General features: G+C 56.1%; 27 protein-coding genes and 2 pseudogenes. 20 read left to right on the top strand and 9 right to left on the bottom strand.

Annotated elements, in window-relative coordinates:
* Window positions 1-5 precede the first annotated feature (5 nt).
* From B2590_RS18150 to cobS, 4 genes are all read right to left on the bottom strand, one after another.
* Window positions 6-1,319, bottom strand: coding sequence for an MFS transporter (locus tag B2590_RS18150; protein ID WP_126810826.1), 1,314 nt, complete (start codon window positions 1,317-1,319; stop codon window positions 6-8).
* Between the two features lie 84 nt (window positions 1,320-1,403).
* A complete protein-coding gene (locus tag B2590_RS18145) occupies window positions 1,404-1,925 on the bottom strand; it encodes a methylated-DNA--[protein]-cysteine S-methyltransferase (RefSeq protein WP_126810825.1) in 522 nt (173 codons plus the stop codon).
* Window positions 1,922-3,436, bottom strand: a complete 1,515-nt coding sequence (locus B2590_RS18140; protein ID WP_286810108.1) for a DNA-3-methyladenine glycosylase 2 family protein — start codon at window positions 3,434-3,436, stop codon at window positions 1,922-1,924. Before B2590_RS18140 ends, B2590_RS18145 begins: the two co-directional genes overlap by 4 nt.
* A 63-nt stretch (window positions 3,437-3,499) precedes the next feature.
* On the bottom strand, window positions 3,500-4,270 hold the full coding sequence (gene cobS, locus B2590_RS18135) for an adenosylcobinamide-GDP ribazoletransferase (protein WP_286810107.1): 771 nt from the start codon (window positions 4,268-4,270) through the stop codon (window positions 3,500-3,502).
* A gap of 1,268 nt (window positions 4,271-5,538) precedes the next feature.
* On the opposite strand from cobS, the gene B2590_RS18130 reads away from it, so the two are divergent.
* The 8 genes from B2590_RS18130 to B2590_RS18095 all read left to right on the top strand — a co-directional run bounded on the left by B2590_RS18130 (window position 5,539) and on the right by B2590_RS18095 (window position 10,920).
* On the top strand, window positions 5,539-6,255 hold the full coding sequence (locus B2590_RS18130; protein WP_286810106.1) for a hypothetical protein: 717 nt from the start codon (window positions 5,539-5,541) through the stop codon (window positions 6,253-6,255).
* Window positions 6,256-6,377: 122 nt separating this feature from the next.
* Entirely contained in the window at window positions 6,378-7,256 is an 879-nt protein-coding gene (locus B2590_RS18125; protein ID WP_286810105.1) for a hypothetical protein, read from the top strand.
* Window positions 7,256-7,762 (top strand): Panacea domain-containing protein, encoded by a 507-nt coding sequence (locus B2590_RS18120; protein ID WP_286810104.1) that lies wholly within the window; start codon window positions 7,256-7,258, stop codon window positions 7,760-7,762. The genes B2590_RS18125 and B2590_RS18120 overlap by 1 nt, the downstream gene beginning before the upstream one ends.
* 34 nt (window positions 7,763-7,796) lie before the next feature.
* Entirely contained in the window at window positions 7,797-8,057 is a 261-nt protein-coding gene (locus B2590_RS18115; RefSeq protein WP_286810103.1) for a hypothetical protein, read from the top strand.
* A gap of 66 nt (window positions 8,058-8,123) precedes the next feature.
* Window positions 8,124-8,528: a hypothetical protein gene (locus B2590_RS18110; protein ID WP_286810102.1), complete on the top strand. Its 405-nt coding sequence runs from the start codon at window positions 8,124-8,126 to the stop codon at window positions 8,526-8,528.
* A 577-nt stretch (window positions 8,529-9,105) separates the two neighbouring features.
* Entirely contained in the window at window positions 9,106-9,699 is a 594-nt protein-coding gene (locus B2590_RS18105) for a hypothetical protein (protein ID WP_286810101.1), read from the top strand.
* Window positions 9,700-9,797: 98 nt separating this feature from the next.
* A complete protein-coding gene (locus B2590_RS18100; protein ID WP_286810100.1) occupies window positions 9,798-10,145 on the top strand; it encodes a hypothetical protein in 348 nt (115 codons plus the stop codon).
* A 472-nt stretch (window positions 10,146-10,617) separates the two neighbouring features.
* Entirely contained in the window at window positions 10,618-10,920 is a 303-nt protein-coding gene (locus B2590_RS18095) for an antibiotic biosynthesis monooxygenase family protein (protein WP_286810099.1), read from the top strand.
* Window positions 10,921-10,956: 36 nt separating this feature from the next.
* Here the strand turns inward: B2590_RS18095 and B2590_RS18090 are convergent, their stop codons facing one another.
* A complete protein-coding gene (locus B2590_RS18090; protein ID WP_286810098.1) occupies window positions 10,957-11,418 on the bottom strand; it encodes a transposase in 462 nt (153 codons plus the stop codon).
* A gap of 533 nt (window positions 11,419-11,951) precedes the next feature.
* Between B2590_RS18090 and B2590_RS18085 the strand changes: the two genes are divergently transcribed.
* The 9 genes and pseudogenes from B2590_RS18085 to B2590_RS18055 all read left to right on the top strand — a co-directional run bounded on the left by B2590_RS18085 (window position 11,952) and on the right by B2590_RS18055 (window position 18,773).
* The gene (locus B2590_RS18085) at window positions 11,952-12,263 is read left to right on the top strand and encodes a type II toxin-antitoxin system RelE/ParE family toxin (protein WP_036205540.1); all 312 of its coding nucleotides are present in this window, start codon (window positions 11,952-11,954) and stop codon (window positions 12,261-12,263) included.
* A complete protein-coding gene (locus B2590_RS18080) occupies window positions 12,256-12,543 on the top strand; it encodes a helix-turn-helix domain-containing protein (protein WP_036202194.1) in 288 nt (95 codons plus the stop codon). The genes B2590_RS18085 and B2590_RS18080 overlap by 8 nt, the downstream gene beginning before the upstream one ends.
* 457 nt (window positions 12,544-13,000) lie before the next feature.
* Window positions 13,001-13,159: pseudogene (locus B2590_RS19305) on the top strand (HAD hydrolase-like protein); the annotation flags it as partial.
* Window positions 13,087-13,332: pseudogene (locus B2590_RS19300) on the top strand (HAD family hydrolase); the annotation flags it as partial. The pseudogenes B2590_RS19305 and B2590_RS19300, both read left to right, overlap by 73 nt.
* A 211-nt stretch (window positions 13,333-13,543) precedes the next feature.
* A complete protein-coding gene (gene istA, locus B2590_RS18075; protein WP_286810097.1) occupies window positions 13,544-15,079 on the top strand; it encodes an IS21 family transposase in 1,536 nt (511 codons plus the stop codon).
* Window positions 15,080-15,099: 20 nt separating this feature from the next.
* Complete coding sequence (istB, locus tag B2590_RS18070) at window positions 15,100-15,858, top strand: IS21-like element helper ATPase IstB (RefSeq protein WP_286810096.1); 759 nt, start codon at window positions 15,100-15,102, stop codon at window positions 15,856-15,858.
* A gap of 237 nt (window positions 15,859-16,095) precedes the next feature.
* Window positions 16,096-16,731: an FMN-binding negative transcriptional regulator gene (locus tag B2590_RS18065; protein WP_199447659.1), complete on the top strand. Its 636-nt coding sequence runs from the start codon at window positions 16,096-16,098 to the stop codon at window positions 16,729-16,731.
* Between the two features lie 103 nt (window positions 16,732-16,834).
* Window positions 16,835-17,164, top strand: a complete 330-nt coding sequence (locus B2590_RS18060; protein ID WP_199447658.1) for a DHCW motif cupin fold protein — start codon at window positions 16,835-16,837, stop codon at window positions 17,162-17,164.
* 226 nt (window positions 17,165-17,390) lie between these two features.
* On the top strand, window positions 17,391-18,773 hold the full coding sequence (locus B2590_RS18055) for an MATE family efflux transporter (RefSeq protein ID WP_286810095.1): 1,383 nt from the start codon (window positions 17,391-17,393) through the stop codon (window positions 18,771-18,773).
* Between the two features lie 39 nt (window positions 18,774-18,812).
* On the opposite strand, the gene B2590_RS18050 is transcribed toward B2590_RS18055, so the two are convergent.
* From B2590_RS18050 to B2590_RS18040, 3 genes are all read right to left on the bottom strand, one after another.
* Window positions 18,813-19,349: a response regulator transcription factor gene (locus B2590_RS18050; protein ID WP_075195513.1), complete on the bottom strand. Its 537-nt coding sequence runs from the start codon at window positions 19,347-19,349 to the stop codon at window positions 18,813-18,815.
* Window positions 19,346-20,614, bottom strand: coding sequence for a sensor histidine kinase (locus B2590_RS18045; RefSeq protein ID WP_136633427.1), 1,269 nt, complete (start codon window positions 20,612-20,614; stop codon window positions 19,346-19,348). The genes B2590_RS18050 and B2590_RS18045 overlap by 4 nt, the downstream gene beginning before the upstream one ends.
* Window positions 20,615-20,684: 70 nt before the next feature.
* A complete protein-coding gene (locus B2590_RS18040) occupies window positions 20,685-21,764 on the bottom strand; it encodes a GGDEF domain-containing protein (RefSeq protein ID WP_286810093.1) in 1,080 nt (359 codons plus the stop codon).
* Between the two features lie 241 nt (window positions 21,765-22,005).
* Here B2590_RS18040 and B2590_RS18035 point away from each other — a divergent pair, with 241 nt between their 5' ends.
* Genes B2590_RS18035 through B2590_RS18025 form a run of 3 tightly spaced genes read left to right on the top strand, consistent with a single transcriptional unit; the run spans window position 22,006 to window position 26,039 of the window.
* Window positions 22,006-22,671: an ABC transporter ATP-binding protein gene (locus B2590_RS18035; protein WP_286810092.1), complete on the top strand. Its 666-nt coding sequence runs from the start codon at window positions 22,006-22,008 to the stop codon at window positions 22,669-22,671.
* A 3-nt stretch (window positions 22,672-22,674) separates the two neighbouring features.
* On the top strand, window positions 22,675-24,942 hold the full coding sequence (locus B2590_RS18030; RefSeq protein ID WP_349677104.1) for an FtsX-like permease family protein: 2,268 nt from the start codon (window positions 22,675-22,677) through the stop codon (window positions 24,940-24,942).
* Window positions 24,939-26,039, top strand: coding sequence for a lipocalin-like domain-containing protein (locus tag B2590_RS18025; protein WP_286848034.1), 1,101 nt, complete (start codon window positions 24,939-24,941; stop codon window positions 26,037-26,039). The genes B2590_RS18030 and B2590_RS18025 overlap by 4 nt, the downstream gene beginning before the upstream one ends.
* A gap of 1 nt (window position 26,040) precedes the next feature.
* Here the strand turns inward: B2590_RS18025 and B2590_RS18020 are convergent, their stop codons facing one another.
* Window positions 26,041-26,766 (bottom strand): proteasome-type protease, encoded by a 726-nt coding sequence (locus B2590_RS18020; protein WP_036202227.1) that lies wholly within the window; start codon window positions 26,764-26,766, stop codon window positions 26,041-26,043.
* Between the last annotated feature and the right edge of the window lie 35 nt (window positions 26,767-26,801).

Raw genomic sequence — 26,801 nt, 5'->3', positions numbered from 1 at the left:
AGGTGTCAGCCTGCCGCTTCAGATTCCCGTGTTTCGCTGGCCGGTATGGTCAACATCAGCAGGAAGCCAATCACCAGGAACACCAGAATGGTGCTCATGCCCCAGCGCTGGCTGTCAGTAACGGCCGTGACCCATCCCACCAACAGCGGGCCAGCAAACGCGGTGGCTTTGCCAGAGAACGCGAACAGGCCGAACATCTGCGTTTGCAGGTGCGGCGGCGCAATGCGGGCCAGGTGAGAGCGGCTGGCGGACTGCAATGGCCCCACGAAGATGCCCAGGATCATGCCCCATACCCAGAACGCGGTGGCGCCGTCCACTACCAGAATGGCGAGGGCACTGCAGCCCAATCCCACCAGTGACAGCAGGATGGTGTTGCGCCCGCCGAGGGCGTCATCCACCCAGGCGAAGCCCAGTGCGCCCAGGCCGGCGGTGACGTTCAGGGCGATGGCGAATTGCAGTACTTCCGTAGAGCCCATATTGAACGTACCCGCCGCGTACACCCCGCCGAAGGTAAAGATAGTGGCCAGGCCATCGGTGTAGAGCATGCGGGCGATCAGGAAGCGCACGATGTCCTTGTACTGGCGAACCTGGGCGATGGACTCCTTCAGTTGCCGGAACCCGGCGCGGGTGGCGGCGGCAATTCCCAGGCCGGTGGATGGGCGGTCGGGAACAAAGATAAAGGCCGGCAGGGCAAATACCAGATACCACACCGCTACCAGCACAAACGTGGCACGCACGTGCTCGGCGCTGTCCCGATTGAGGTCGAACAGGTTGGCATCGGCTTCGATAAAGCCATACAGCGCCACGATAAGGCTCAGCACGCCGCCGGTGTAACCCAGCCCCCAGGCCCAGCCTGACCAGCGCCCGGTTCGCGCCGGGCTTGCGAGATCCGGCAGCATGGAGTTGTAGAAAATGAACGCAAACTCGGCGCCGAGTGTACCCAGGCCGACCCACAGTGCTGCGTTCCAGAACTGATTCTGCTCCGGCTTGACCGTCCACAACATGGCGCAGGAGACCACGCAAAGCAGGGTGAAGCTGATAAACCAGGGTTTACGACGGCCGGACTGGTCTGCAATGGCCCCCAATATCGGTGCCAGGATTGCGATGAACACACCGGCAATGCCAACGATGTTGCCCCAGGCTTCCGTGCCTTTTACCTCGTCCTGCACCACTGACACGCTGAAGTACTGAGCGAAGACAAAGGTCAGAATGATGGTGAAAAAGGCGCTGTTGGCCCAGTCGTAGAGCGCCCAGGACCAGAGCGCGCGTTTGTCTTCCGGCTTGCCCTGTGTGGGGGCGACAGGCGATTGCGATGACATGTGGGGCTGGGCTCCTGATCCTTACACGATAAATCCGTGCGGTGATTGTCGCCATTATCGCCACAAATGCACAGCCCCGTGGGGTTAAACCCTCTTCAGGTTCCGTGATTCGTGGTCCAGCAACCACGCCTTGCGTTCCAGGCCGCCGGCGTAGCCCGTCAACGTACCATTGGCTCCGATCACCCGGTGGCAGGGGATCAGAATGGCAATGGGGTTGAGGGCATTGGCACGAGCCACGGCACGCACCGCCTTCGGGTTGCCCAGGGTGTTTGCCAGCGCGCTGTACGAGCGGTGCTCACCCGCTGGAATCCCGGTCAGCCCCTGCCAGACCTGCTGTTGGAACTCAGTGCCGGTCAAGCGGATGTCCTTCCACGGCAGGGGCTTGATCACCCCTGAGAAGTAGGCGTCCAGCCACTCGATAATGGTCCCGGGGGCGCTGTTCGGTTGCTCGCGCCACTCCGGCTGCCGGAACCGGCGGTTTTGCAGCATATGCATGCGCTCTTCGTTGTCGTCGAAGTCCAGGTGCACCAGTTGGTCATCCACCGTGGCCAGGCTCAGGGGGCCAACGGGACTGGGGAAGCGGCTGACATGAATTTGAGTTGTCATGATGGTGTCTCCTGCCGGGGTGGATGGGTGTTCAGTGATGTCCACAGGTACTGCGCTGCGTAAGCCCGCCATGGCCGCCAGCGTTCGGCGTGGCGCGTCAGGGCTTTGGCGTCCCGCGGGCCGCCCAGATGGGCCGAGGCCTTGAGTATGCCCAGATCGCTGGCGGGAAACGCGTCTGGATCCCCCAGGCCGCGCAGGGCCAGGTAGTGGAGTGTCCAGGGGCCGATGCCCCGCATGGGTGCCAATTGCGCCAGTAGGGTGTTGCCATCCTGCTCGGCAAAACCGGGTTCGGCAAACCGGGCGGTGATTCGTGCCAGGGTGTCTGCACGGCTGCCGGGCATACCCAGTTTGTTCAACGGCTGGCCGACGAGTGCTGCCGGTTCCGGGAATCTATGGGTAATACCCGTGCCCCCGGCAAGATCGTCGGGAAGGGGCCGCCCATAACGAGCCACCAGCCGCCCGGCCAGGGTTCGCGCCGCGGAGAGGGACACCTGCTGCCCCAGAATGGCCCGAACCGCAAACTCGAACCGGTCCCAACTGCCCGGAACGCGCAGGCCGGGATGCCGTGCGACCAGTGGTTCCAATAGCGGGTCCTGCGCCAGGTGTTCGCTGATGCCGGGCAGGTCCGCATCCAGATCAAGCAAACGGCGTATCCGCGCACTCACCTCCAGAATGGTCTGCCGCGCCGGCCCACGAAGGATAACCTGCACCCCCGGGGGATTGTCGCTTGGGCGGCAGATGACCAGCCCCGGTTGCCCAGCAATGCAGAGCGATCGCGCGTAGTGGTGCGCGCCAACCGCTTCCAGGCCCGGAATGGCCCGTGCCCGAAAGAAGGTCAGTAACTGCTCACTGTCGAACGGTGGCCGGGCCCGCAGGAACAGAACCAGGTCGTCGTGTGCCGGCAGAAAAAGATCGTCTGCACCGTTCTGTGTGGCTTTGAGTGGTGGCTTGAGACCTCTGCGGAATGCCGTCGGTGCATTGCCGTAGGCTTCTTTCAGGGTGTGGTTGAAGCGTCTCAAGCTGCTGAAACCGGCAATCTCCGCGATCTCCGTCATGCTGAGGTTGCTGTCGACAATCAACTGCCGGGCCCGCAGTAAGCGCCGGGCCTGGGCGTGTTGTTGTGGGGTGGCTCCGGTGTGGCGTTTGTAGAGCTGGCGCAGGTAGCGGTCGGTAATGCCCAGCCGCTCGGCCAGGTCCGCCACGGAGCCGTTATCCAGAGCACCTTCGTCCACCAGCCGTACTGCCCGGGCCACGGTGGTGTGAACCCCGGCGGCAGCCGGGCTACCAGGTGCCGCTTCTGGCCGGCACCGCAGGCAGGGTCGAAAGCCGTTGGCCATGGCCGTTTCTGCAGACGGGTAAAAACGCACATTCCCCCGCTTGGGCGTCACCGCCGGGCAAATGGGGCGGCAGAAAATCCCGGTGGTCAACACAGCGGTGTAGAAGCGACCGTCGAATCGGGCGTCACGGGTTTTCAGTGCCTGGTAGCAAAGGTCATCGTTTAATGTGTCCATGATGGAAAGTGTACCAGCGGAACCCGGAAAAACTCGCCGGATTCGGAACTGACCGTTGAACCTTTACATCGCAAGCCCAAGCAGCAGGACCAGTTCCGCAAACACCACGCTGGCCCCGAGGGTATCGCCGGTATAGCCACCCAGTTGCCGGCGCAGGTACCCGCCCCAGACAATGGCCGTACCCAGCGTGGCGATAACGAGCCACAGCAGGGCTTCGGTCTCAAACGGGATGAGGGCCAGAGAGACAATGGCGGTGAACACGGTGGCAATCGCCAGTCGTGAACGCGAGAAGTCTTCCGCTACCGGCTTGCTCTTGCTCTTGTCCGGGTCGGTCACATACGGCAGGAAGCCCATGATCATCAGTGGCGCGAGACGCGACACCATCGGGGCCAGGATCAGCGCCAGCCACACCGGTTGAGCTTCAGCCAGCAGCGCAAGTTTCAGCACCAACGCGACCACCAGCGCCACCGTACCGTAGGTGCCGATGCGGCTGTCCTTCATGATCCGCAACCTGGCTTCCAGGGTATACCCGCCGCCCAACGCGTCGACACTGTCGGCCAATCCATCCTCGTGGAACGCGCCGGTAATCCACAGGTGAAAACCGAGGATGAGGATAAGACTGACCAGCGGGCTCCAAAGCTGCACAACAACCATGTACAGCCCTGCATAGATGACGCCGAGCACCAGCCCAACCAGAGGGAAATAGACACTGCACTGATTCATCAGGCGGGGGGAATAGTCGATACGCACCAGCATGGGAATGCGTGTCAGGAAACCGATGGCCAGCCAGAAGGCCTGCCATTCCCTGGAAACGAGAGGTTTCAGTTGGCTCAATGCGCTGTCCTGCCTTTGGAGTTGGTGTGAGTCTGCGGCCAGTTTAGCATTAACGTTGCGTGAGCCTGTTCCGCACCGGAAATTCGGCGTTACCCGTGGCCCCTGATCGGCGAACAGGCTTGGTCTAAAACCGACCTCGCAGCCTGGAGTTATACGAACCGGTTCGCAAAACTCCAGGCAAGGGGCGGCAAATCGTTATAAGTATCTGATACTGTTGAAGCTGGTTTAGAGCATTGTGGAGTTATACGCCCTTATTCGTGGGTGCGTTAGAGACCAAGGAGGGCGTATAACTCCGGCGGTAGCCGTGGTGTTTCCTGTTTAGGTTTTGATTCTAAAGAAATTTATTGGATTGGAAGGGGCGGCTGGAATTGGAGTTATACGAATGGATGATATACGAACGGGTTCGTATAATACGCTGTTAGCTGGTAGTGCCTTGGTCTTTTTGTGGTGGTTGGGTGCCATCGGGCCTTGGCCTCAAATTGGCAGGAAGACCGATGGTTTCCGTGGTTTGCCAAGGCCGTCAAAGTTCGTCGTCTTGTTGGTAGCTCAACGGGTTTTGGTGTTGGTATAAAGGTAGGTGTTTGCGTTGCGGGGCCGTCCGTCGAAACTTGGTTCCTTGCTTACCTGTTACTCTGAAGTTCAGGTTCATTCACCGCATCAAAGGCGGTGGTCTTAATCACGGTGCATCGGCGTATGGCGGTGCCAGGGCAGCGGAGCATGCCGTCATGTTGTTAGCCAGGGATTGGTCCTTCTCGTTACCCCCAGCTAACCAGTCGCTTAAGTTCGTTCCCGGCCTGACGGCCGTCCACCGGACGCCCTTGTCAGGGCGCCGCTTAGCTTCGCGTTAGCTGGTAAGGCCTTGCTTCTTTTTTAGCGACTCTGTGCCAATGGCCTTGGCCGTAAGCAGGTAGCAAAACCGGTAATGTCGGGTGTTCGCCAAGGCCGTCAGCATTCGCGTCTTGCTAGCAGCCCAATCAGTTGTTGGCGCTGGTATAGAAATCGGTACTTGCCTTGCGGGGCCGTTCGCCGAAAACCGGGTTCAGCCCTGCTACTCTAAAGTTCAGGTTCATTCGCCGCATCATTGGCGGTGGTTTTCATCACGGTGCATCAGCAGGTGGTTGGTGCCAGGGCAACGGAGTAGGCCGTCATGTTGGTTGCCAGCGGCTATGCCTCCAGTTGCCCCCAGCTAACCAGTCGTGCCAGCGGACGCGCTTGCGCGCGCCCCTGCACTCAGCGTTAGATTATCAGTTTGATTTGGGCAGAGTTACATGAAGAAGTGGCTTACAGAAAACAAAATATATTTTGAAACGGCCGCGGCTTCTTTATTGGGGGTCATGGCCGTCTTGGTCTCAATATCGCAGGTGTTACTGTCTTGGAAACAAACCGAGCTGGCAGAAGCCCAGCTGATTGTCGCGGAGCAATCCATAAGCCCGAGCATTCATGCATTCGTGGTTCAAGTTAGAAATCCGGAAACGGGACGTTTTTCTGAGGAAGAGCTCAGAGTCTATAATCTGGGAGCCCCGGCATTAGCAGCGGATATATCCAACGCGGTGTGGTTGCGCGTCAAGCTATACCCGGAAGATACCGGCAAGAACATTATCGAGGCAGAATTACCGATGCGCGGCTATTTTTCCGCTACAGAAGTCACTCAGGATCCCGAAGGCCTGATGTTTACATTGAAAGGTCATAGGAACAGTAAAAAACTAATAGATCTCACGAATACGTTCGAGCAGTATGCTGAAAAACAGGGTTTTTATGCAGAATTTAAGTTGAGTAGATTTTTTGAAATCTCCTACCGAGATAGTTTGGGCCAAGAACGCACAGACTACTATTCTGTGTTGCCGTTGCGAGGAGCCCTTCAAGTCATCGAAGATATTGGAAAGGCTAAGCTTTCTGGCTATCGAAATAGCATTGGAAGTGATGATTCAATTGACATTGATAACGTTACTAAAGAAGAGCTATTGAATAAAATTTTAAATTTCTAGGTTTTATCGTTGATCAAATATCTAAAAAATGGCTGTTGTCGAACATACCTATGCCACGCTCCGGCACACCGCAAAGCCAAACGTTAGAGCGCGACTGGAACAAAAGGACATAGCGAGTACTAATGGAAATTGCACTTGAGGAAATGCCATTTTACAAGCGATGGGGCTACAAAATTGCGGGCGCAGGTCTTATTCCTGCAATCGTAAGTGCGATAGGTTTTGCCTATATAGGGATACCTGAAAGCCTGCAAATTACTGTTAGACGCTGGCTTCCCGAAGTTTTGAGAGAGCATCTTTTGTTATTGTGTTCTGCAGGAACTTGGCTAATTATAGTTCTTGTTGTGAGCGTTGTATGCCTGATCTGGAGCGGCCTCGGAAGTCATGTGACCTTGGCGTTGATGAGGCGAAAGTGTAAGGAACTATACGAGTCTTATTCTGCTCTAAAGCAGGAGAGTGAGAGCAAATCAATCAATTGCTATCGACTTTTTAGTAATTGGCTATATTCGTACAGCAACCATCTTGGTTTAACTGTTAATGAGAGAGTGAGCTTGTACAAATTGGATATGAACTTGTTCTCTTGTATTGGCCGGTACTCTGAGAATGAGATCTACAACAGCAAGCCCTCTCGACTTTATCCAAGAGAGCAAGGTGGGATATCTCGAGCTTGGGAAGTGGGGGTTTTTGAAGACGCTGATGCCCCAGATCCTGAAGAAGATCTTCAAAAATGGATTGACTATAATGTGAAAAACTACAGTTTCACAGAAGAAGAGTTAAAAAAAATACGAATGAAAAGCCGCGCATTCTATGGAGTAAGGCTAAAAAATTCGAAGAATGAAACGACTGCGGTTTTATTATTTGAATCTCTGAATAATAACGGGTTGCCATTTGGCAAGCTAAGGCGATTGCTAAACGATCAAGAAAAAACGAATCTAACTGCTCTAATTGAGTCTTTAGATGAGCATATTCCAACTCTGGAGTCTGCCAGAGAGGAGGGCTTTTAATGAAAAGCGTGATCTCTAATATCGTAAAGTATTTGTTAAAAGAGTACCCGCACAAAACGGAGCTTTCGGCATCTAGGCTTACCAAGATGATATATTTGATGGACTGGAAAAGCGCAATAGATCATGGGCGGCAAATAACAGATGCAAAGTGGCACTTTAATCACTACGGGCCTTACGTTGATGACTTTGTGAAGCTAGCTAGGGATGACAAGGAGATATCCGTAGAAAATACTGCCAATTTTTATGGTGGGAGAAAACAGCTATTCAAACTCTCTTCAAGCTACAAAGGGAGCATAGAACTCACAGAAGAACAAAAGAAAATTGCTGATTTTGTTATTGATGCAACTAAACAAAAAAACTATGAGGACTTTATTCAACTTGTTTACTCTACATTTCCAGTGATCTCAAATGATCGATACAGTGATTTAGACTTAGTCGATTCGGCGACAAGATATAAAGCCCTGCTCGCAAATAGCTCTAACAAGTCACGGAAGGCGGACGCGTAAGACGCGCCGCTTCGTTCAGCGTTAGGCACTTAGTATGGACACTGATCAAATGGCTCGTAAAGTCCTTGAGGAACTGCGAAAGAGAGCGGCAGCAAGCGAAGATGGATCGATCTACGGTGATCGCGACAGGGCGCTGCGAGATATAGACTTCTTGCTCAGCAATCCATCGACTGATGGCGTGAGGGGCCTTTTGTTACCCACTGCCAATCTTCAGGAGTTATCCATAGAAAATGGCTGGGGCGACGAGTTCAACGAGCTGGCGTCTCAACTGGAGTCAAAGCTTGGTATTTCTTAGTTGCCGGGCGGTCGTCAGATAATGCCTAAACAAATGTTAGGCAAGAACTCAATCTTAGGAATCTGAATGGAAAATCGTGTTCCACTGCCGACGGATAATATCTACAAGTTCTATGCCTTGTTTGGCGTTCTACTTATTATTTTCTCAATCGGCGCAATGCTTTACGTGAATCAGTCAACCAACGACTTGGCTTTCGAGGTGGCCGTCGAATATGAAACGTTGAAAGCTGACCCGGTGCGTTCTGTGGCAGATGAGGCTCGATTCACTGTTCTAGAAAAGAAGCTCGAAATTGCGGGGCTGAATAAGAAGACTTTCATGTTTTGTCTTGGGGTGATCATTACAGTCGGGAGCTTCATGGTCTGGTACGGGTTTAGGAAATGGCACACCGAAGTCCAGCCCGTGCAGGATGAAATAGCAAGGCTGAATCTCTTGAAGCTAAGACGGGAAGTCGGGGAACACGGCGATGCCTAACCATCGCAGGCACGGCGACGTCTTTTCCATTGCGGCTTCGCCTTCATTCCAAAGCCGCGCATGCTGCGGGCGTTAAGCGTCTATGGAGAATTGATGAAGTATCTCTCATTGTTGTTTTTTTTGATCCTAGTTGGTTGTACCAATGTACCGACAAACACTGGACCACGTGATATTGCAAGAGAACAGATGTTTATCTCAAATACATCCTCTTACTTTTGCGTTGGAAACAAGAACTTTCTCCCTTGTATAAACCCGGAAGTGGAGCTGGAATCTAAGTCATGCACGGAATACGTGGTTCAAAATTCTCGGAAATGCGCTAGTAAATTTATCCATGGAGCGGACTTAGCTGATGGGGCTGCTAAAGAAACTATTGGGGTCGAATTTACCCAATGCGCAATGGTAGAAATGCTTGAAAGGGAAGGTGTCGGTTACTCTGACTTTAAGCAATGTTTTAACGACAACTACTCCGAGTCCGCTGTCCATCAAAAACTTAACCAGTAGGTGAAGCCGACCGGTACTACGCTGCGCTTCGCACCAGCGGCTTACCTTGGCGTTAAGCTTTCTTAGAGGATGCACCATGGAAGTGATATTAATGCAGTTCTTTTCCGCATTGGTAGGAGCTTTGGTGGTCTACATTTTCGGAGTACGAAAGTCCTCTATCGATGTGAGGAACGCCTTTTTTCAGAAGCAACTATCCGAGTTTTACTCTCCGATCGCCGGTTACCGCAAGCGCATACAATCCAAAAGCGAAATTCGAGAAAAAGTGTCTTCAGTTGCTCAAGAGGCATGGAAAGAGGCCGTAGCCAAAAGGAATCCAGCTTGGGAAACTAAAGATGAGCGAGAAAAAGAATTCGAGCCATATGGAAAGATCATAGAGTACGATAACGCGCAATTGCGCGAAGAACTCATCCCTCTGTATCGCGAAATACTGCGTATTTTCACAGAAAAATATTGGCTCGCCGATGAAGATACACGAGAGTATTACGAATCCTTTTCGGAGTTTATTGAGATTTGGGAGCGCTATCTGTCTGAAGCGCTGCCTTCAAATGTTCTAATAAAGCTGCATCATTCGGAAGAAGAGCTTCATGGTTTCTATGAGCATGTTGAGAGAAAGCTCTCTCATCTTCAGCATGCGATTGTTTCTCCGAGTTTCTGGAAGGTATGGCTTTGAATCAGCTTAACCAGGGGCTGCAGCTGATTGCTTTTCCGGCGCGGTGCGCCTCCAAATCGGCCGCTGAACCCTGGCGTTAATTGTCTATAGGAGACCCCGTGAACGACTCTGTCAAAGAAGATACCGAATCCAAAAAAGAAGCTCAGTTGTTAACGAGAGAGGATTCCGAGAAAGAGCTCGAAGGAATATCGGCAATCCTGGAAGGGGTGGTCACACCTTTTGCCCAGGCGCAGGAAACCTCCGAAAAAGAGGCAACGAAAAGGGCTAGTATCGTTGCAACTGTCGCCAATCGTGCAATTCTTGCGCTTTTCGGAATTGCATTCATGATCCTTGTATTGGCGGGCTACGCTCTCAGTCAGGGCAATGAATCCATGGCGGAGAAAATGGTAATTGCCATGCTTGCGTTTTTTGGTGGTCTTGGCGCTGGAAAGGCATCCGGTAAATAAACAACTAACAAGGCGCAGCAGTTCGCGGCCGATGGCCGCCGGACGGCTTTCAGCCGCCGCTGTGCTTCAGCGTTAGATTGAATTGGCTATGAAGAGTTGTACGGAAGGTTTGTTAAGGGAACTCAAGGAAGCACTCGCTGAAATTGGGCTCCATGATGATGTGGAATGCTTTCGCCTATGGGAAAAGCAATTGGCTTCTAATGACTATTCCGCAAGATCCTCTGCGGCTAAGAAAATAACGGACAGGTGCCATCCAAAATGGTTGGGCGATCTCAATCTCAACGTCCAAGGATCGGGTTCGTATCCGGTGTATGAGTTCTTTGATCGTTTAATCGATGCAGTTCAATCAGAGGTGTGACGTGTCCGAGCAATCTAACAATGCCAGTCACGGCGACGGTTACTACATTGCGGCTGCGCCTCCATTCCGTAACCGCGCGTGCTGAGCGGCGTTAGAAATCAGGGAGAGATCGAGGTGATTGCTCGAATTTGGAAAGGATGGACCACTCATGATAATGCCTCGGCCTACGAGGATCTTTTCAAGAATAATGTCCTTCCAAAAGTTACCCAGGGAGTGGACGGATACATTAGTACCAACTTGCTACGCCGCGAAACTGGTGACAATGTGGAATTCACAACTATATTCTGGTTTGAATCGCTTGAAGCGGTAAAAAGCTTTGCTGGCCCGAACTTCGAGCAGGCGGTAGTCCCGGAACAGGTAAAAGCACTGGTGTCGCACTACGAGGAAACCGTTCATCACCATGACGTTGCTTTGTAGGTTTCTAACAAGTGACTGTGGTGTCAATTCCATAAATTAAGCCATTTCACCTCGCCAGGGTTCCTGGTTTTTGATCATGGTATTGAGCACCACAATCATCTTTCTCATACAGGCAACGAGGGCGACTTTGGGGATCTTTCCCTGAGCCTTCAGACGCTCGTAGAAGCGTTTGAAACCCGGATTGCATTGGATGGATGAGAGCATGGCCATGAACATGACTGTGCGGATTCTATGGCGTCCTCCCCGTATTCTTCGTTTGCCGTTGAGCTTACCTCTGTCCCGGTTGATGGGCGCGACACCGACCAGTGCAGCTATCTCTTTTCGATTGAGAGAACCGAGTTCTGGAAGCTCACTGAGCAGGGTGTAGGCGAGGACTTTGCCGACGCTCGGAATGCTGGTCAGGATCTCCGTTTTGATACGCCAGTGGTCTACCTTGGCGACTTCCTGTTCGATCTGTCGGGTGATGGTTTCGATCTGAGCCTGCAGTATCTTTGGCAAGCTTTTAATGGAGCGATGAAGGGTTTTCGGGAGTATCTGGATACGGTTTTTTCCATGGTGGACATTTCCAGAAGCTGAGAGCGTCGGACTAGCAAGTCCTTAATTTTCTGGGATGTTTTGTCTGAACCTCCACAGGAAGGCTTTTTCTTCGCTGCGCAAAGCCGCTGTTATGGTGCTTTACGTATATTTCGTCTACATTTTTCAGGTGGTGCCAATATAGTTGGAGGGCAATAAACATGGAGGTTTTCGGTGCGCTAGCACTTTAATCCTGGAGAAAGGCCATGAAAAAAATAATGCTAACGTTGGTTCTTGTACTACTCACGACGACGGCGTTCGCCCATGGGGGCGGTTGCCGGAAAGACAGTCCTCCCGGGCAATGCTGTCACGCAGGCTCACAGCCCTATCATTGCCACTAAAAGCATTTCTTCCAGCGGAGGGCACCAAAAGCGTACCGCTTATGGTGCCCTCCGCTGGCGCTCCGGCGTCACTGATGCAGTCTTGATTATTATACGGCATTGCCGTATATTTTGGTCATGCTATTCATCGAAACCTCAACGTTCACCAAGTTGTTGTCGAACTACCTCACGGATGAGGAGTACCGAGGACTTCAGAACTACCTTTTGCAGAAGCCGGATGCCGGGGATCTGATTAAAGGTTCAGGTGGTGTTCGCAAGGTTCGGTGGGCACCGGCGGGTTCGGGAAAGAGCGGTGGTATCAGAGCCATTTATTACTGGAAGAAATCTGACCACGAGATATGGATGCTCACGCTGTACAGTAAATCAGAGCGTGCCAGTATTCCTGGTCATACGCTTAAACAGATAGCGGAGGCAATCAAAAATGGGTGACAGGAACCTTGGGGCAGAGATTCTTGACGGTATCAATGAAATCAAGCAATTCAAAAAGGGCAAACTGGCGCTGCGCACTCATGAGTTGTCAGAGCCATCGCCCCCACAAGTTATTCGGTTGAAGCTGAAAATGTCCCAGTCAGCCTTTGCAGGCCTCATGGGAGTGAGCGTCCGGACCCTCCAGGATTGGGAGCAAGGGCGTCGAGAGCCGCAAGGCCCAGCAGTTGCGTTGTTGCGTATTGCCGAACAGCACCCTGAAGTCTTTAACCAGTTGCATTGAGCCTCTTAGTGCAAGGTATAACAAGTCACGCAAGGCGGACGTGCTGACGCACGCCGCTTCGTTTCGCGTTATAGCCTAAAACCAAAATGAAAATTGGTCGATTGAAATCGAAACTCCTTACAAGTCTTATCGTTGGTCTGATAATGCCCTGGGCCTATTTTCTGGTCGTCACTGTTGGTCCGGTAAGGGAAATCAGCGAATCAGGAGAAGTAATCGGAAAATCAGGAGTCGCTGGCTTCATCGAGTTTCACGGTCTTGCCGAGGCCTTGGGGATCTATGTCCAAGCAAGTGCTGTGTGTGGTGTGCTTGCTTTCGGTGTATGTTGGCTCAACGAGGCTATAGCTCATGCTCTCAAGCCAAACCTATAACCATTTGCATCGGTACGCGGCCGGTGGCCGCAGGACGCCACTGACTTGGTCCGCGTTAGACTTCACACATCATTTCCCCCGGAAACCACATGCAACTACGTGCAGTTCTATTTGACCACGACGGCACGCTCGTCAATTCCGAGCCCATCCATTACAGAATGTGGGCGCAGGTTCTTCGACGCTACGGGCCAACAAGTTTAATCGCTATTTTTCTGCGGTCGTTTCAGGAGATGACGTCCGAGCAAGTAAGCCTGCACCTGACTGCTATTTATTAGCACTCCAACGGCTTGGTGTCTCCTCTGGTGAATGTCTGGCAATTGAAGATACGCAACATGGGCTTGAAGCTGCCTCTAAGGCTGGTATCGACTGTGTGGCACTGCCTGCATATTCTGGCCCATTCCGATCACTGATTCCGGTTTAATCCGATCACCCATTCTGGAACTTTCCGATCATTGATTCTGGTTTTATCCGATCATTTTTGCCGATTTTCCAGAATCGGTGATCGGAATCCAGAATGACGGGTCACTGGCTTCCAAATACCAATCTAACGCATTGATTTGATTCGAACCCTGCTAACCTCCCCGCCTTTCCCGAGGCAAGGAGTGTGAGCAGTGGCCAAGATGAGACTAACAATGCGCAAAATTAAAGACATTCTGCGTCTTCGGCATGAGGCTGGGTTGAGCTATCGGGCCATCGCCCAGTCGCTCAATATTGGCTACGGCACCGTGGTGGATTACCTGACCAGAGCCAAGCAGGCAGGACTCAGTTGGCCCATTCCCGAAGACCTGTGTGAGCGTGATCTCGGTCGGCTCCTCTTTCCAACCCAACCGGTGACTGGCCAGCGGCGTTTTGCGGAACCAGACTTCCCCGCCATCCACCTGGAACTCAAAAACAAGACGGTGACCAAGCAGCTGCTGTGGCAGGAATATCGCCAGCAGCATCCCGAAGACGGCTACAGCTATGCCCAGTTCTGCCATCGCTACAAGTCCTGGCTTGGACGTCAGCAACGCAGCATGCGCCAGTCACACCGGGCCGGGGAGAAGCTGTTCGTTGACTATTGCGGTCCCACGTTAATCGTCGTGAACCCGGATACGGGCGAAGCCCGCACGGCTCAGGTCTTTGTGGCGGTGCTGGGAGCGTCCAATTACACCTTCGCCTGCGCTCACTGGAGCCAGGGCCAGGCAGATTGGCTGGACGCCCACGTGCGGGCCTTTGAGTTCTTCGGCGGGGTCCCGGAGTTGGTCGTTCCGGACAATCTGAAAAGTGCTGTTCGCAAATCCCACCGTTACGAGCCAGTGATCAATCCCAGCTACCAGCAGCTGGCCGCGCACTACCACACCGCCATCGTTCCGGCGCGTCCCTACAAGCCCAAGGACAAAGCCAAGGCTGAAGTGGCGGTCCAGATCGTCGAGCGCTGGATCATGGCCCGACTGCGTCATCAGTCGTTCTTTACCCTCTTCTCACTCAACCAGGCCATCCGCTTCCTGCTGGAGGATCTCAACCAGCGGCCGTTTAAGAAGCTACCTGGCTCCCGCGCCAGTCAGTTCGAACAGCTGGATAAGCCGGCCCTGCGTTCACTGCCCACCCAGCCTTATGAGTACGCTGAAATCAAGCAGGCCCGCGTTCATATCGATTGCCACATCGAGTATGACAAGCACTACTACTCGGTTCCTCACCATCTGGTAAAGCAGGCAGTGGAGGTTCAGAGCAGCAGCCGTGTGGTGGCCATCTACAGCCAGGGCAAGCGACTGGCCAGCCACCCGCGCAGTTACCGCCAGGGTGGCCACACCACCTGCCCGGAACACATGCCGCCCTCCCACAAGGCCATCCACGACTGGTCACCGGAGCGCTTCCTCAGTTGGGCCGACGATATCGGTGAAGCCACCCGCGAGGTGGTGAGCCACTTGCTGAAAGAAAAGCGCCACCAGGAACAGAGCTTCCGCCGAGTTCTGGCGTTGCTGGGCAATGCCAGGAAATACGACCGTGACCGGCTCAACAAAGCCTGCGCCCGGGCCTTGGCCATCCACTCGCCAACCCGCAGCAGCGTGGAGTCCATTCTCAAGCAGGGGCTGGATCAACAGCCTCTGACAGCGGAGGAGGCACCCACTCAGGACGAGCTATTCCTGGATCACCACGAAAACCTGCGCGGTGAAGAGTACTACCACTAACCGACATTAGAGAGACTGAAATGCTTACCAACCAAACCCTGAACACCTTACGCAGCCTGAAGCTCACCGGCATGGCCGAAGGCCTGGAGCAACAACTGGCGCAACCCTCTACCCATTCTGAACTGGGCTTTGAGGAACGCCTTGCCCTGATGGTCGACCGGGAGACCACGCACCGCAACAATAACAAGGTGGCCCGTCTGCTCAAGGCCGCCCGCCTGAAAGTCCAGGCCCACCCTGAAGAGATCGATTACCAGCACCCGCGCGGCCTGCAACGCAGCCAGTTCGCCGATCTGCTCAGCAGTCACTGGATCCATCAGCACCAGAACGTCCTCATCACCGGACCCACCGGCTGCGGCAAGACCTACCTGGGCTGTGCCCTGGCGAACCAGGCCTGCCGTCACGGCTTATCCGTGCGCTACTTCCGGACTTCCCGGCTGTTGGAGTCGCTCAGTATTGCTCATGGCGATGGGCGCTTCGCCAAGCTAATCCAGCAGTTGGCCAAAACGGATTTACTGGTACTGGACGACTGGGGACTGGAGAAAATGACCTTGAGTCAGCGGAACGATTTACTGGAAATCATGGAAGACCGCCATGGCCAACGTTCCACCCTGATCACCAGCCAACTGCCGATCGGTCAATGGCACAAAGCCATCGGCGACGCGACTCTGGCAGACGCGATTCTCGACCGCCTTTTACACAACAGTCACAAGTTGAATCTGAAAGGGGAATCCATGAGAAAAGCCATGAGCAAAATGGGGCATTCCGATCACTCCGAGTGATAGGATGACCCTCGGCGCGTTAGGTTGAACAGGTGATCGGAATAAACCGGAACGGGTGATCGAAATCGCCAGAATACGCACTGCCTACGGAAATGTCTAAAAATCAGGACTTTAATTTGGCAGTTGCGGTTCTCGGCGGTATGCCGGAAGCAGTCGGGTACGTGCGTAACGCCCTTTATAGTGTTGAAGCCTAAACGCTGTTTGCTGGGCGAGCCCTCAATCAAGGAGTTTCATAGCATGTATGTCCCGAGTCATTTCAAAGAAGACGATATCGGCAAGCTTCAGCAATATATTCGTGACTACGGGTTTGGTCTGCTGGTAGTAGCAGATGAGGGTGGAATTGAGGCGAACCATGTCCCCTTTCATTTGATTTCTGAAAACGATGACTCGCTTGGGCAGCTGCAGTGCCATCTGGCTCGAAGCAATCCTGTCTGGCAGCGTCTGTATAATGGAGTTCGAGTTCTTGTGGTTTTTCAGGGCCCTGATGCCTACGTTTCACCCTCGTGGTATGAGAACAAGGCAGAAACAGGCCGGGTTGTTCCAACGTGGAACTATTTGGCCGTCCATGCAGAAGGGACTGCTCGCGTTGTTGAGGATTCGACCTGGCTAACACACCATCTCCATCGACTTACAGATCAACATGAGTCGGGCATGGACAGTCCCTGGTCCGTTAAGGGAAGCTTCAAACTGCGTTTCAACGTCAAAGACCTGGAGGAGGCCTTGGCGGAAATTAGAGCATGGGGAATCGACGCTGACATCACAGAAAACCCTTGGGGCAGGACTATCAACATCAGTGATCCCGATGGCAACCGGGTAGGTGTCAGAGATGAAGCCGGCTTTGTCCGTCAGATCCACGCTAGAAAAACCGCTTAAGTACGTTCCCGGCCTTTCGGTGGTCCACCGGACGGTCTTTTCTTCGCTTCGCGGCTCACAAATTGCCGCTTAGCTTCGCGTCATGTGCTTAAGGAGAAGCAAATTGGACATAAGGAATCTACCCTTTGGGGTTACTGACTGGTCTGAAGTTGAGAGGACTGAACACACAGGGGAGCAGGGAGTTGCTTATTGGCAGACCCGCACTTTCGGCGATATCCGGGTTCGTATGGTCGAGTACAGCCCCGGCTATCTGGCTGATCATTGGTGCGCCAAAGGGCATATCCTGCTCTGCCTGGAAGGTGAACTCCACACTGAGTTAAAGGACGGGCGTTGCTTTGTGCTCAAGCCGGGTTCTAGTTATCAGGTAGCGGACGACGCCGAGCTTCATCGCTCCTCGACCGAGCGGGGCGCAAAGCTCTTCGTGGTGGATTGAAACTCACTATTCAAGCGGTCAGTCGCTCAACGATCCGCCGCACCCACGGCGCCACAATGGCGACTGTCGGAAAAACTGCCGCAAAAGCGGCGGTGAGAACTCCTGGGTGTTGTTTTCAGCAACCGATAGCCCAGGAGCAACCTACGCCCCCCAAAAGGCGTTCGGGGAGGACTGCAAGCCAGCCCCGGCTTGTTAGTATCTGGCAATACCCTTTCCGGAACGGCCTATGGTCCCCAGTTCAGGCCCCGTGCGCCAGCGGTTGATGACCCTGGCCTGGCCCATCATTATCCAGTTCTATCTGTTTCAGCTCACCGGCGTGGTGGACAACCTGATGGTGGGTCAGTTCGGTGAGCAGACCATCGCAGCGCTGGGAATCTGCCTGCAGCTGAATTTCCTGGTGGTGCTTTGCTACGCGGCCCTGACCGAGGGTGGCGCCGTGATTACCGCCCAGTTGCGTGGCGCCCGGAAGCACGCCGAGATCCGTGAGACCCTGGCAACCCTGCTGACCGCCGGCCTGTTTACGGGCGTGGCCATTGGGGCTCTCTATGTTGTCTTTGGCGAGTCGCTTCTGGCTTTGCTGACTACGGACCTGTTCCGTGCTCCGGCGGAGCGCTCCGGGCTGCCGGGCATTGGCTATGGCTACCTGTGGATCATCGGGCTGGGGTTGCCTGCGCTGGTGATTGCCCATGTGGCCATGTATGTGCTCCAGTCCCTGGGCAACACCCGCACCCCCATGCGACTGGCCCTGTATGGCAATGTACTTAACGCCCTGGGTAACTACCTGTTGCTGTTTGGCGGTGCCATTCAGGGCGTAACCGAGCCCCTGTTTCCGCCTCTTGGGCTTCCCGGTGTTGCGATCGCCACTGTGCTGGCGTGGTTGTTTCAGGCGGTGTTCATGCTACGCGCCGTTCTCCGCCATCCGGCGGTCAATGCCCGGGTAAGGGATGTCTCCGGGCTGGCGTGGCAACGGCTCAGGCGAATCCTGTACCTGGGGTATCCGCTGTCCGTAGATGGTTTTCTGTGGCAGGGGTCGGCGTTCATTTACACCATGATGTTTAACCGGGTGGGTGCGGAAGCTTACGCGGCCTTTTTGGTGGCGTCGATTATTCGTGGGTTTTCGCTGGCTCCGGGTGTCGGGTTACAGCAGGCCGTTAGCATTGCCCTGGGGGAATCGCTGGGTGGCCGGCATCCTCAGCGGGCACGAGCGTACACCGCCATGGGTATCCGCATGGTGTTGCTGGTGCTGCCGTTGCTGACCTTGATTGTGGCATTGCTTACCCCCTTGTTCCTGCAGTTCTACGAAATCAGCGAGTTAACCCGGGAGCGGGTGATTTGGATGGTGGCTCTGAGCGTTCTTTACAGCGGTGCCACGGCGTTAACCATGATTATTCCGGGCATTCTGAGGGCCGGTGGCGATACCCGCGCACCGATGGTGATCACCCTGATTGGCTTTGCCGGTGTCGGGGTGCCCGTGGCCTGGTATTTTGGGCTCTATCTCGGGTTTGGCCTTTGGGGTGTGTTTGCCGGCTTTGTTGCGGATGAAGTGGTGAAAGCCGTTATGATGGTGATCTACCTGCGGCGTGAAACCTGGCTACGGCGCCTGGCCTGACGCCGTTTAACCCGCGCCCAACGCTGCGTGTTCATAGCATCACTGATTCCGCCAGCGGGAATGCTTCTGAAGCTTCCGTTGCAGGGTTCGCCGGTGCATGTTCAGCGCCCGGGCCGTTGAGGACACATTGCCGTCGTGCTCGTTCAGCACCCGTTGAATGTGTTCCCACTCCATTTCCTCCACCGTTGGGGGTTCTTCACGGGTTGCCGGTGGGCCGTCCAGTGGGCTGAAACCGGCCGTCAGTTGGCTCAGTGTGACCGGTTTGCACAGGTAGTTGACGGCACCCCGGCGCATGGCTTCCACGGCGGTGGCGATGCTGCCATACCCCGTCAGTACCAGCACCTCCAGTTCGGGTTGAAGGGCCAGCAGCTCCGGCAGTAATTGCAGGCCGCTTTCGCCGGCCAGGTTGAGATCCAGCACGCAGCGATGAAAGGTCTGTGATTCCAGTGCTGCTATGGCCTCCAGACGGTTGAGGGCACACGTGGCCTCGATGTTCTGGCGCTTCAGGGAACGCTGTAGCACCTGCACGAAGGCTTCGTCATCGTCGATCAGCAACCAGGTCGGCTGGCCGTTCATTCCGCCTCCTTGTCGCCCTGGGTATGGGCTTGCGCTTGTGGCAGGTCGATGATCATGGTGGTGCCCGTGCGGTCGGCCCTGGCTTTGAGGGTGCCGCCGTGGCGCTGGATGGTGGCGTTGGAGAGGAACAGCCCTACGCCCAGGCCATGTTCGGAGTCTACAACGCCATCGCCGGCGGTGTTCTGCAGTGAGAGTTCCAGACCCTTGCCATGATCCTCAACCACGATTGCGACCCGTCCCTCGTCGCTGTCCCCCGCGCTGACCGTGACCCACGATGGGCTGGCCGTCAGGGCGTTGGCCAGAAGGTTCAGTATGGCCTGGTCCAGGGTGGCATCCACGGCGACGGGCTGGTCGGGGAATGGCGCCTGCCAGTGGATGGGCGACGCCGGCCACAACAGCGTGGCTGACTCCCGCAGCCGCATCATCCAGAAGTGCAGCGGAAGGATTTCCTGCTGCGCGGCCTTGGCCTGCATGGCGGCAGTAGACAGTTGGTGCAGGTGGTTGCTGCAAAGGCCCAGTTGCTTCTCCATCAACCCAAGGTCGTCTGCAAGCGAAGGGTCGGTGTGCACGGATTTCATTTCGTCCACCAGCAGGGCCATGGTGTTCAGCGGCGTACCCAGCCGATGCGCCACCGCCGCGGCGGACAGGCCCAGGGCAATCACCTGTTCATCCCTGAGCCGGTTCTCCCGGAATTCGGCCAGTTGTCCCTGTTTCTGTCGCAACCGACGGGCCAGTGAGCCAACCACCAGCAACAGCATGGTGGCAGTGATGGCAAAGGTGGCCCACATGCCCATCAGGTGCAGTTGGGTCAGGTTGGCGTTGTGATGTTCGTGGGTAAGCGGCGTGTGCCACAGCACCATGGCGGTGTAGAAGCCAAAACCGATGACCGTCAGAGCAATGCTTTCGCGCAAGGGGACCAGGATGATGGCAACGGCAATGGGAAGCAGCAGCAGCGAGACAAGCGGATTGGTATAGCCTCCTGTGAGGAATAGCCAGGCGCTGATCAGGAAAAGATCCAGGGCGAGCCCGAGGCTGACCGTAACCGTCAAACGGGGAGGCCGGCGGGTAAACCAGAGCCAGCCAAGGGTTGCCAGTACGGTGTAGAGCAGGCAGATCAACAGGGCTTCTGGCCGATGGGCCAGGGTGACCATGGTGTCGGCGATGGCAACGGCGACCAACTGAATGACCACGATGGCCAGACGCATGGTGAGAAGGTAGCGCGCCGCCTGTTGAAAACCGGTTTGTGAGTGAGTCAGCCATTCCATGGCATGCATTCTAGCGGGTTTTCGACGGTGCTACTGCGGGAATGTCTTCAGTCGGATGCGGCATTCTGTCTCATGCGCGGTGGGTGTCTGACTCCAGCGGTTCCAGAAGGCTGGCGGTTGTCTCCGCCGGGATGATCAGATTGCGGCCCCGGTCCTTTGCTTCGTACAGACGTTTGTCGGCTTCTCTTACCAACTGGCGCAGGGTCTCGCCGTCTGGCCCGAACTCCGCGACGCCACCACTGAGAGTCAGACGGATAACGTCGTTGTTGACGGTCAATGGGGTAGAGGCGACCGCAATACGGATTTTTTCAGCCACCTCCAGGCCTTGCTGGCCATTGGTATTGGTCAGCAGTATGCCAAACTCTTCCCCTCCCAGGCGTGCCGCCAGATCGGTTGCACGCAGGCATTCCCGGAAAATACGGGCAACGTGTTGCAGGGCCAGATCGCCGGTGTCGTGGCCATAGCGGTCGTTGACCTCTTTGAAATGATCGAGGTCGAGCGCGAGCAGGGTCATCGGCGTGTTATAGCGTCGGGTGCGCTGTTGCTCCCGTTTGAAGATGTCACTGAGCCTGGCCCGGTTGGCAAGGCCGGTGAGGGTGTCGGTCTGGGCAATCTTGAGCAGTTGGCGCTGTGACTGTTCCCGGGTCACTTCGTAGACGTGGGAGAACACCAGGATGCACAGGGAGATGACGGCAATGTTGGCGATCGGCAGCGCTTGCATCATGGCCGGCTCATCGTGATATCTGAGCAGGAAAATAATGCCGGCGATACTCATGTAGAACACGGATATAGCCAGGCCGAGTCGACGCCCCATCAGCAGGTGAGAGACGATCGGAATCAGGAGCACCCAGGCGTGTACGGTGGCCGAGGCTCTGGGGATGGTCATGGCGAACATCATGGCGGTGAAAAACGGGATGGCGTAAGCAATGATCCAGCGCTCAAGATGCTGTGTGTTGCGTACCGCCCTGTAAACGAGAATGGCGTATGCACCCATTGCGAGTTCGACGATGGCTAACGGATAACTGCCTGTTAGCAGGTTGAGCATGGCAAACAGGGCGCCCCCGAGCATGGTGAGAACCAGCAACGCCTTTAATACCGCCTTGCGATAGGGGCGAGCCAGGGCTTTCAGGGGTTCTTTGTAGCTATCCATGAGGCGAGATCTTTGGTGGCCCGGTAACTCAATGTATCCAGGCGGTAAAAATATGTAGGTAATGTAAGCACAAGTAAAGAGGGGCGAATTAGATCAGATTTTCAACAAAAAAGTGAGGGGATGTAAGACTAAAGTCGTAGTATTTTTATCTCTAAATCCAAATTCACCAACGTCCCGGCCCGGATCCATAAGGGCATTCGGGCTGTATAGTACTTAAAGATACTGTCCAGCGGAGCGCATGATGGGAAGTCCGGTATTGGCCGTTGAAGGGTTAAGCAAAGGTTATATCAGCGGTCGCCAGCGGGTGTCCGTGCTGGCGGATCTGTCCCTGTCGGTTTGTTCGGGGGAGTCCCTGGCGGTTGTGGGACGATCAGGTTCCGGTAAGAGCACTCTGTTGAACCTGTTGTGTGGCCTGCAGACACTGGATGACGGACGCATCGCCGTCGCGGGTGAGTCCTTTGCAGCAGCTGGTGCAGGCGCCGAAGGGCGCTGGGCAGAACTCCGCCGGCGCACCATTGGCGTGGTGTTCCAGGACGTTAATCTGATGCCCGCGCTCTCGCTGCTGGACAACGTTCGCCTGCGCTCCCATCTGGCCGGCCACGATGCTGGCGGCGAGCGTGAGTGGCTGGAGCGCCTGGGTGTGGGGGCCGAAGCTGACCGTTACCCGGATCAGGTGTCGGGTGGCCAGGCCCAGCGAGCGGCACTGGCCATGGTATTCGCCATGGCTCCGGCGTTGATTCTGGCGGACGAGCCCACCGGCAGCCTTGATCGTCACACCGCTGATGAGGTGGCGGACTGCCTGTTCACTGTGCAACAGCAAACCGGTTGTGCACTGGTCCTTGCTACCCACGACAGGAATCTGGCGTCCCGCTGCGACCATTTGCTTGATCTCAGCACGACTGTTTGACCAATGATGCTAGCGCGCGCCTTCGTCAGCCACTACTGCCGCCACCCCATCCAGCTGTTGGCTCTGGCGTTGATGATTGTGCTGGCAACCATGCTTTGGACCGGGGTGACGGTACTGACAGACCAGGCCCGCAATAGCCTGTTGCAGAGCGAGAATGCGGTGGCGGCTCGGGCTCATGTGATTCGCTCGGATGGGCGACCGGTGGGTGTGGATGACTTTGCGGCCCTGCGTATGGCTGGCGTGTGTGTGGCGCCCTGGCTGGAGCTGCGGCGACCGCCGCCGGAAGGGCGGGTGATCGGCATCGACCCGCTGGCGATGGGGTGTTTCGGTGACACTGGCCTCGGCAGTGGTGCCGACACGTTGGATGGTGCGCCTTTCCTCGATATCAGCGAGGCCGCAGAACTTTCGAAAGAAGGGTACGGCAGCCGGCTTTACCTGCTGGCGCGGGATGAGAACCGTGATTTGCCAACCGGTTATATCCTGCGTGAGTTTTCCATGGGCCCACCCACCGGTGAACTGGCGGACAGTTTCCTGCTGAATCTGGATGCCCTGAGCCTCCTGGTGCTTCTGATTACGGGCCTTCTGGTGCGCAGCGTACATCGATTGGGGATTGCTCAACGGCACGGCAGCTTTGCCCTGCTGCACCGGATCGGAGTGCCTCGCCAACGGATAACGCAGTGGCTGACCTTGGAGCTGTTGGTGCTGACCGGTATTTGCGTTGTGCCGGGGTTATGGTTGGGGACAAGGCTTGCCGGGATGCTGGGTAGCGGTTTCGGCCAGGCCCTCGACAGTCTGTTTGATGTGGCCGTCTATGCCGGCGCTGAAGAAGCGCTGCCCTGGAGGGCCGCCGCCATCGTGGTCTTTCTGGTGCTGGCGGCCTGTCTGGTGGACTGGGTGGTCCCGGCGCATTGGCGGGCGATGGCTGGCCAGGGCCGGGGGCGAACGATTGCCTTCCTGATGTTTCTGGTCGGGTTGGTGGGGGTTGCCCTGGCCCCGGCCCTGGCCTGGGTCTTTGTCGCGACGGCGATGGTGTTCGCGGGCGCCGGTTGGCTGACACCTGGATGGTTGTCGCTGCTTGCCCAACGGCTTTCCAATCGCACTGGCTCACGAAGAGAAGACCCACTTGCCCGCTGGCGGCAACGGGAACTGGCGGTGATGTTCCGGCACCTGGCGTTGCCGGTGGTGGCGCTGCAATTTGCCATGGCCACGGTGCTGGCGGTGCAGGCGTTGGTGACGACCTTTGAGGGCACCTTCGAAACCTGGCTGGCCCAGCGCCTGGAAGCGGAGTTCTATGTGGAGGTGCCTGCGAATGCAGACGCCGACATGGCGGCTGCGCAATTGCAGAGCCTGGACGGCATCGGGCCGTGGCATCGGGTGATCCGTGGCCAGGCACACATTGCGAGGGCGGATTCCGGGAGCCAACGCGGCCTTGGCGATGAGCGCATTGCGGTGGACCTGTTTGCCCTGATGCCAATCAGTGATCTGGTGACAAAATGGTCTCTGTTGGAAAGTGTTGAGGCGCCCTGGCAAAAGCTTGAGACCGATGGCGTAATGATCAATGAGCAGTTGGCCCGGCGCTACCGGCTTGAGGTGGGCGACACCCTCGACATCAGATTAGCGGATACCAATCGCAATGCAGAAGTGGTGGCTATCTACGCCGACTACGGGCGGCCTGCGGGGGAAATTCTGATGGCCGGTTCTGCGCTGCCGGCGGCATTAAAGCCCCACTTCCAAAGCTTTTCGGTGACGCCCGGCAGCGTGGCGATGTCCGACATCCGCGGGCGCCTGTCGGACACCTGGCAGACGTCGGAACTCACCATCAGGGACAACGACAGCATCCGGGCCCTGGCGTCGAAGGTATTCAGTCAGACGTTCCTGCTTACCCGCGCCATCAGCCTGTTGACCTTGTTGCTGGCGGCGATGGCCCTGCTGATTATGGGATGGGTCTTTTTCACTACCCGGGTGAAATACTTTCAACTGCTGGGCGTTTGGGGACTGCCTGCATCGAAGGTCAGGCGTCAGCTCCGGCGCCTGTCGGTGGCGCTGACCCTCACGGTGACCATTGCTGCGCTACCGCTGGGCGTGTGGCTGACCTGGGTGCTGGTCAGTCGCATCAACCCGCTGGCTTTTGGGTGGTCATTGCCGATGGACCTGTACCCGTTGTTCTGGATTGAACTGGGTTTGGTGGCCGTGGCGACAGGGCTGATAATCGCCCATCTGATGCGCCGGCAGCTTGGCCACATGGACAGCATTAAACAGGTGGAGCCATGAATATCCAAACCGGCGTTGTTGCCGGCCTACTGGCGGTCGTCCTTGCGGGCTGTACGGATTCGGAGAACGACACCGGATTCGCCGGGCTTGCGCAGCAGACAGGCGAGGTGGAGCAATCGCAATTCCAGCAGCCGGAGCCAGGCGACACCCTGATCTTTCCCGAGGACTGGGGGCCCCATCCGCAACACCGTATTGAATGGTGGTACCTGACCGCTAACCTGGAAACCCAGGACGGCAGACCGCTGGGGCTGCAGTGGACACAGTTCCATCAGGCTTTGAAACCGCGACCCGCCAATGCAGAACCACCAGAGGCCAGTGCCTGGCCCCTGGACGCGGCGTGGATGGCACACGCCGCCGTGTCATTTGAGGGTGAACACTGGTTTGAAGAAAAGCTGGCCCGGGGTGATTTGGGGCATGCCGGGGCCAGGGCGGACCCGTTACAGGTATGGCTGGATGACTGGCGGCTGGTATCGCAACCGGATTCCGAACAGTGGCATCTGCAGGTTGAGGGCGGTAACTGGCGCTACGATCTGCGCCTGAGCAACACCGGCAAACCGGTGCCCCATGGAAAAAACGGGTTCAGTGCCAAATCCGCCAGTGGCGAGGGCTCAATGTATTTCAGCCTGGTGGATCTGCACATTGAGGGTAGGGTGACCCTTGGCGATGAAACCCTGGCCGTTTCCGGCAAGGGCTGGTTTGATCGCGAGTGGAGCAGCCAGTTTCTGAAAGCTGGCCAGCAGGGCTGGGACTGGTTCGCCCTGCATCTGGATGACGGCCATAAACTGATGGCGTTTCGCCTGCGGGAAGACCAAGGCGCCTTCGTGTCTGGCAGCTGGGTAAACGCCAATGGGGAGGTTGAAACGTTGAACGGAAACGACATCAGCCTGAGCCCGCTCAACTGGCAATCCTCGCCGCAGGGCAGGGTTCCTGTGGAGTGGCGCCTGCGGATGCCAACGCAAGACGTGGATATACAGGTTGCCGCGCCGCCCGGCGACTACTGGAATGCCGGGCTCTACCCGTATTGGGAAAGCCCGGTGACGGTGACAGGTTCCCACGATGGTGTGGGGTATATGGAACTGACCGGTTACCGCAACTGAGCTAGCGGATCGCCGGCGGCTGCAGACCGCTGATCAGTTCCTGGATGCCCCGGTGCCACTGTTGGCGGAGTTGGTGGAAGTAATCGTTGTGTTCGTCCACCCGGTCGACGAAGCAGGGCTTCAGTTCGTTGTTGCGGTAAATGGCCACATCCAGCGGCATCCCCACCGACAGGTTGCTTTTCATGGTGGAGTCGAAGGAAATCAGGGCGCACTGGTAGGCCCGGTCCAGCGAGGAATTGTAGTTCACGACGCGGTCGAGGATGGGCTTGCCGTATTTCGACTCGCCAATCTGGAAATAAGGCGTTTCTTCAGTGGCTTCAATGAAGTTGCCTTCGGGGTAGATGTTGAACAGGCGTACCTGTTCGCCCCGGATCTGGCCGCCCAGTATCAGTGAACAGCTGAAGTCCACATGGTTCACTTTGCCCTCGGGGTTGTCGCGGTGAATAACCTCGCGGATGGTTCTGCCGACAACCTCTGCCGTCTCGAACATGGAGGCGGTGGAGAACACATTGGGGTCTTCGGAGCCGGCGCGTTTTTCCAGCAGGCTGATCACGCTCTGGCTGGTGGCCAGGTTGCCCGCCGATAGAATCACCAGTTCCCGTTCCCCCGGCTGTTCGAAGACATGCATTTTGCGGAAGGTCGAAATCTGGTCAAAGCCCGCGTTGGTGCGGGAGTCGGATGCGAAAACCAGGCCGTCGGCCAGGCGCATCGCCACACAATAGGTCATGGGGCTACCCTCGGGTCGTACTGAATGCGCTCAGT

The sequence above is a fragment of the Marinobacter sp. UBA3604 genome (assembly GCF_002375325.1).
In the GTDB taxonomy this organism is placed as follows: Bacteria; Pseudomonadota; Gammaproteobacteria; order Pseudomonadales; family Oleiphilaceae; genus Marinobacter; species Marinobacter salarius.
Note: the sequence above shows the minus strand (reverse complement) of the source record. Positions and strands in the feature narration are given on the sequence as shown.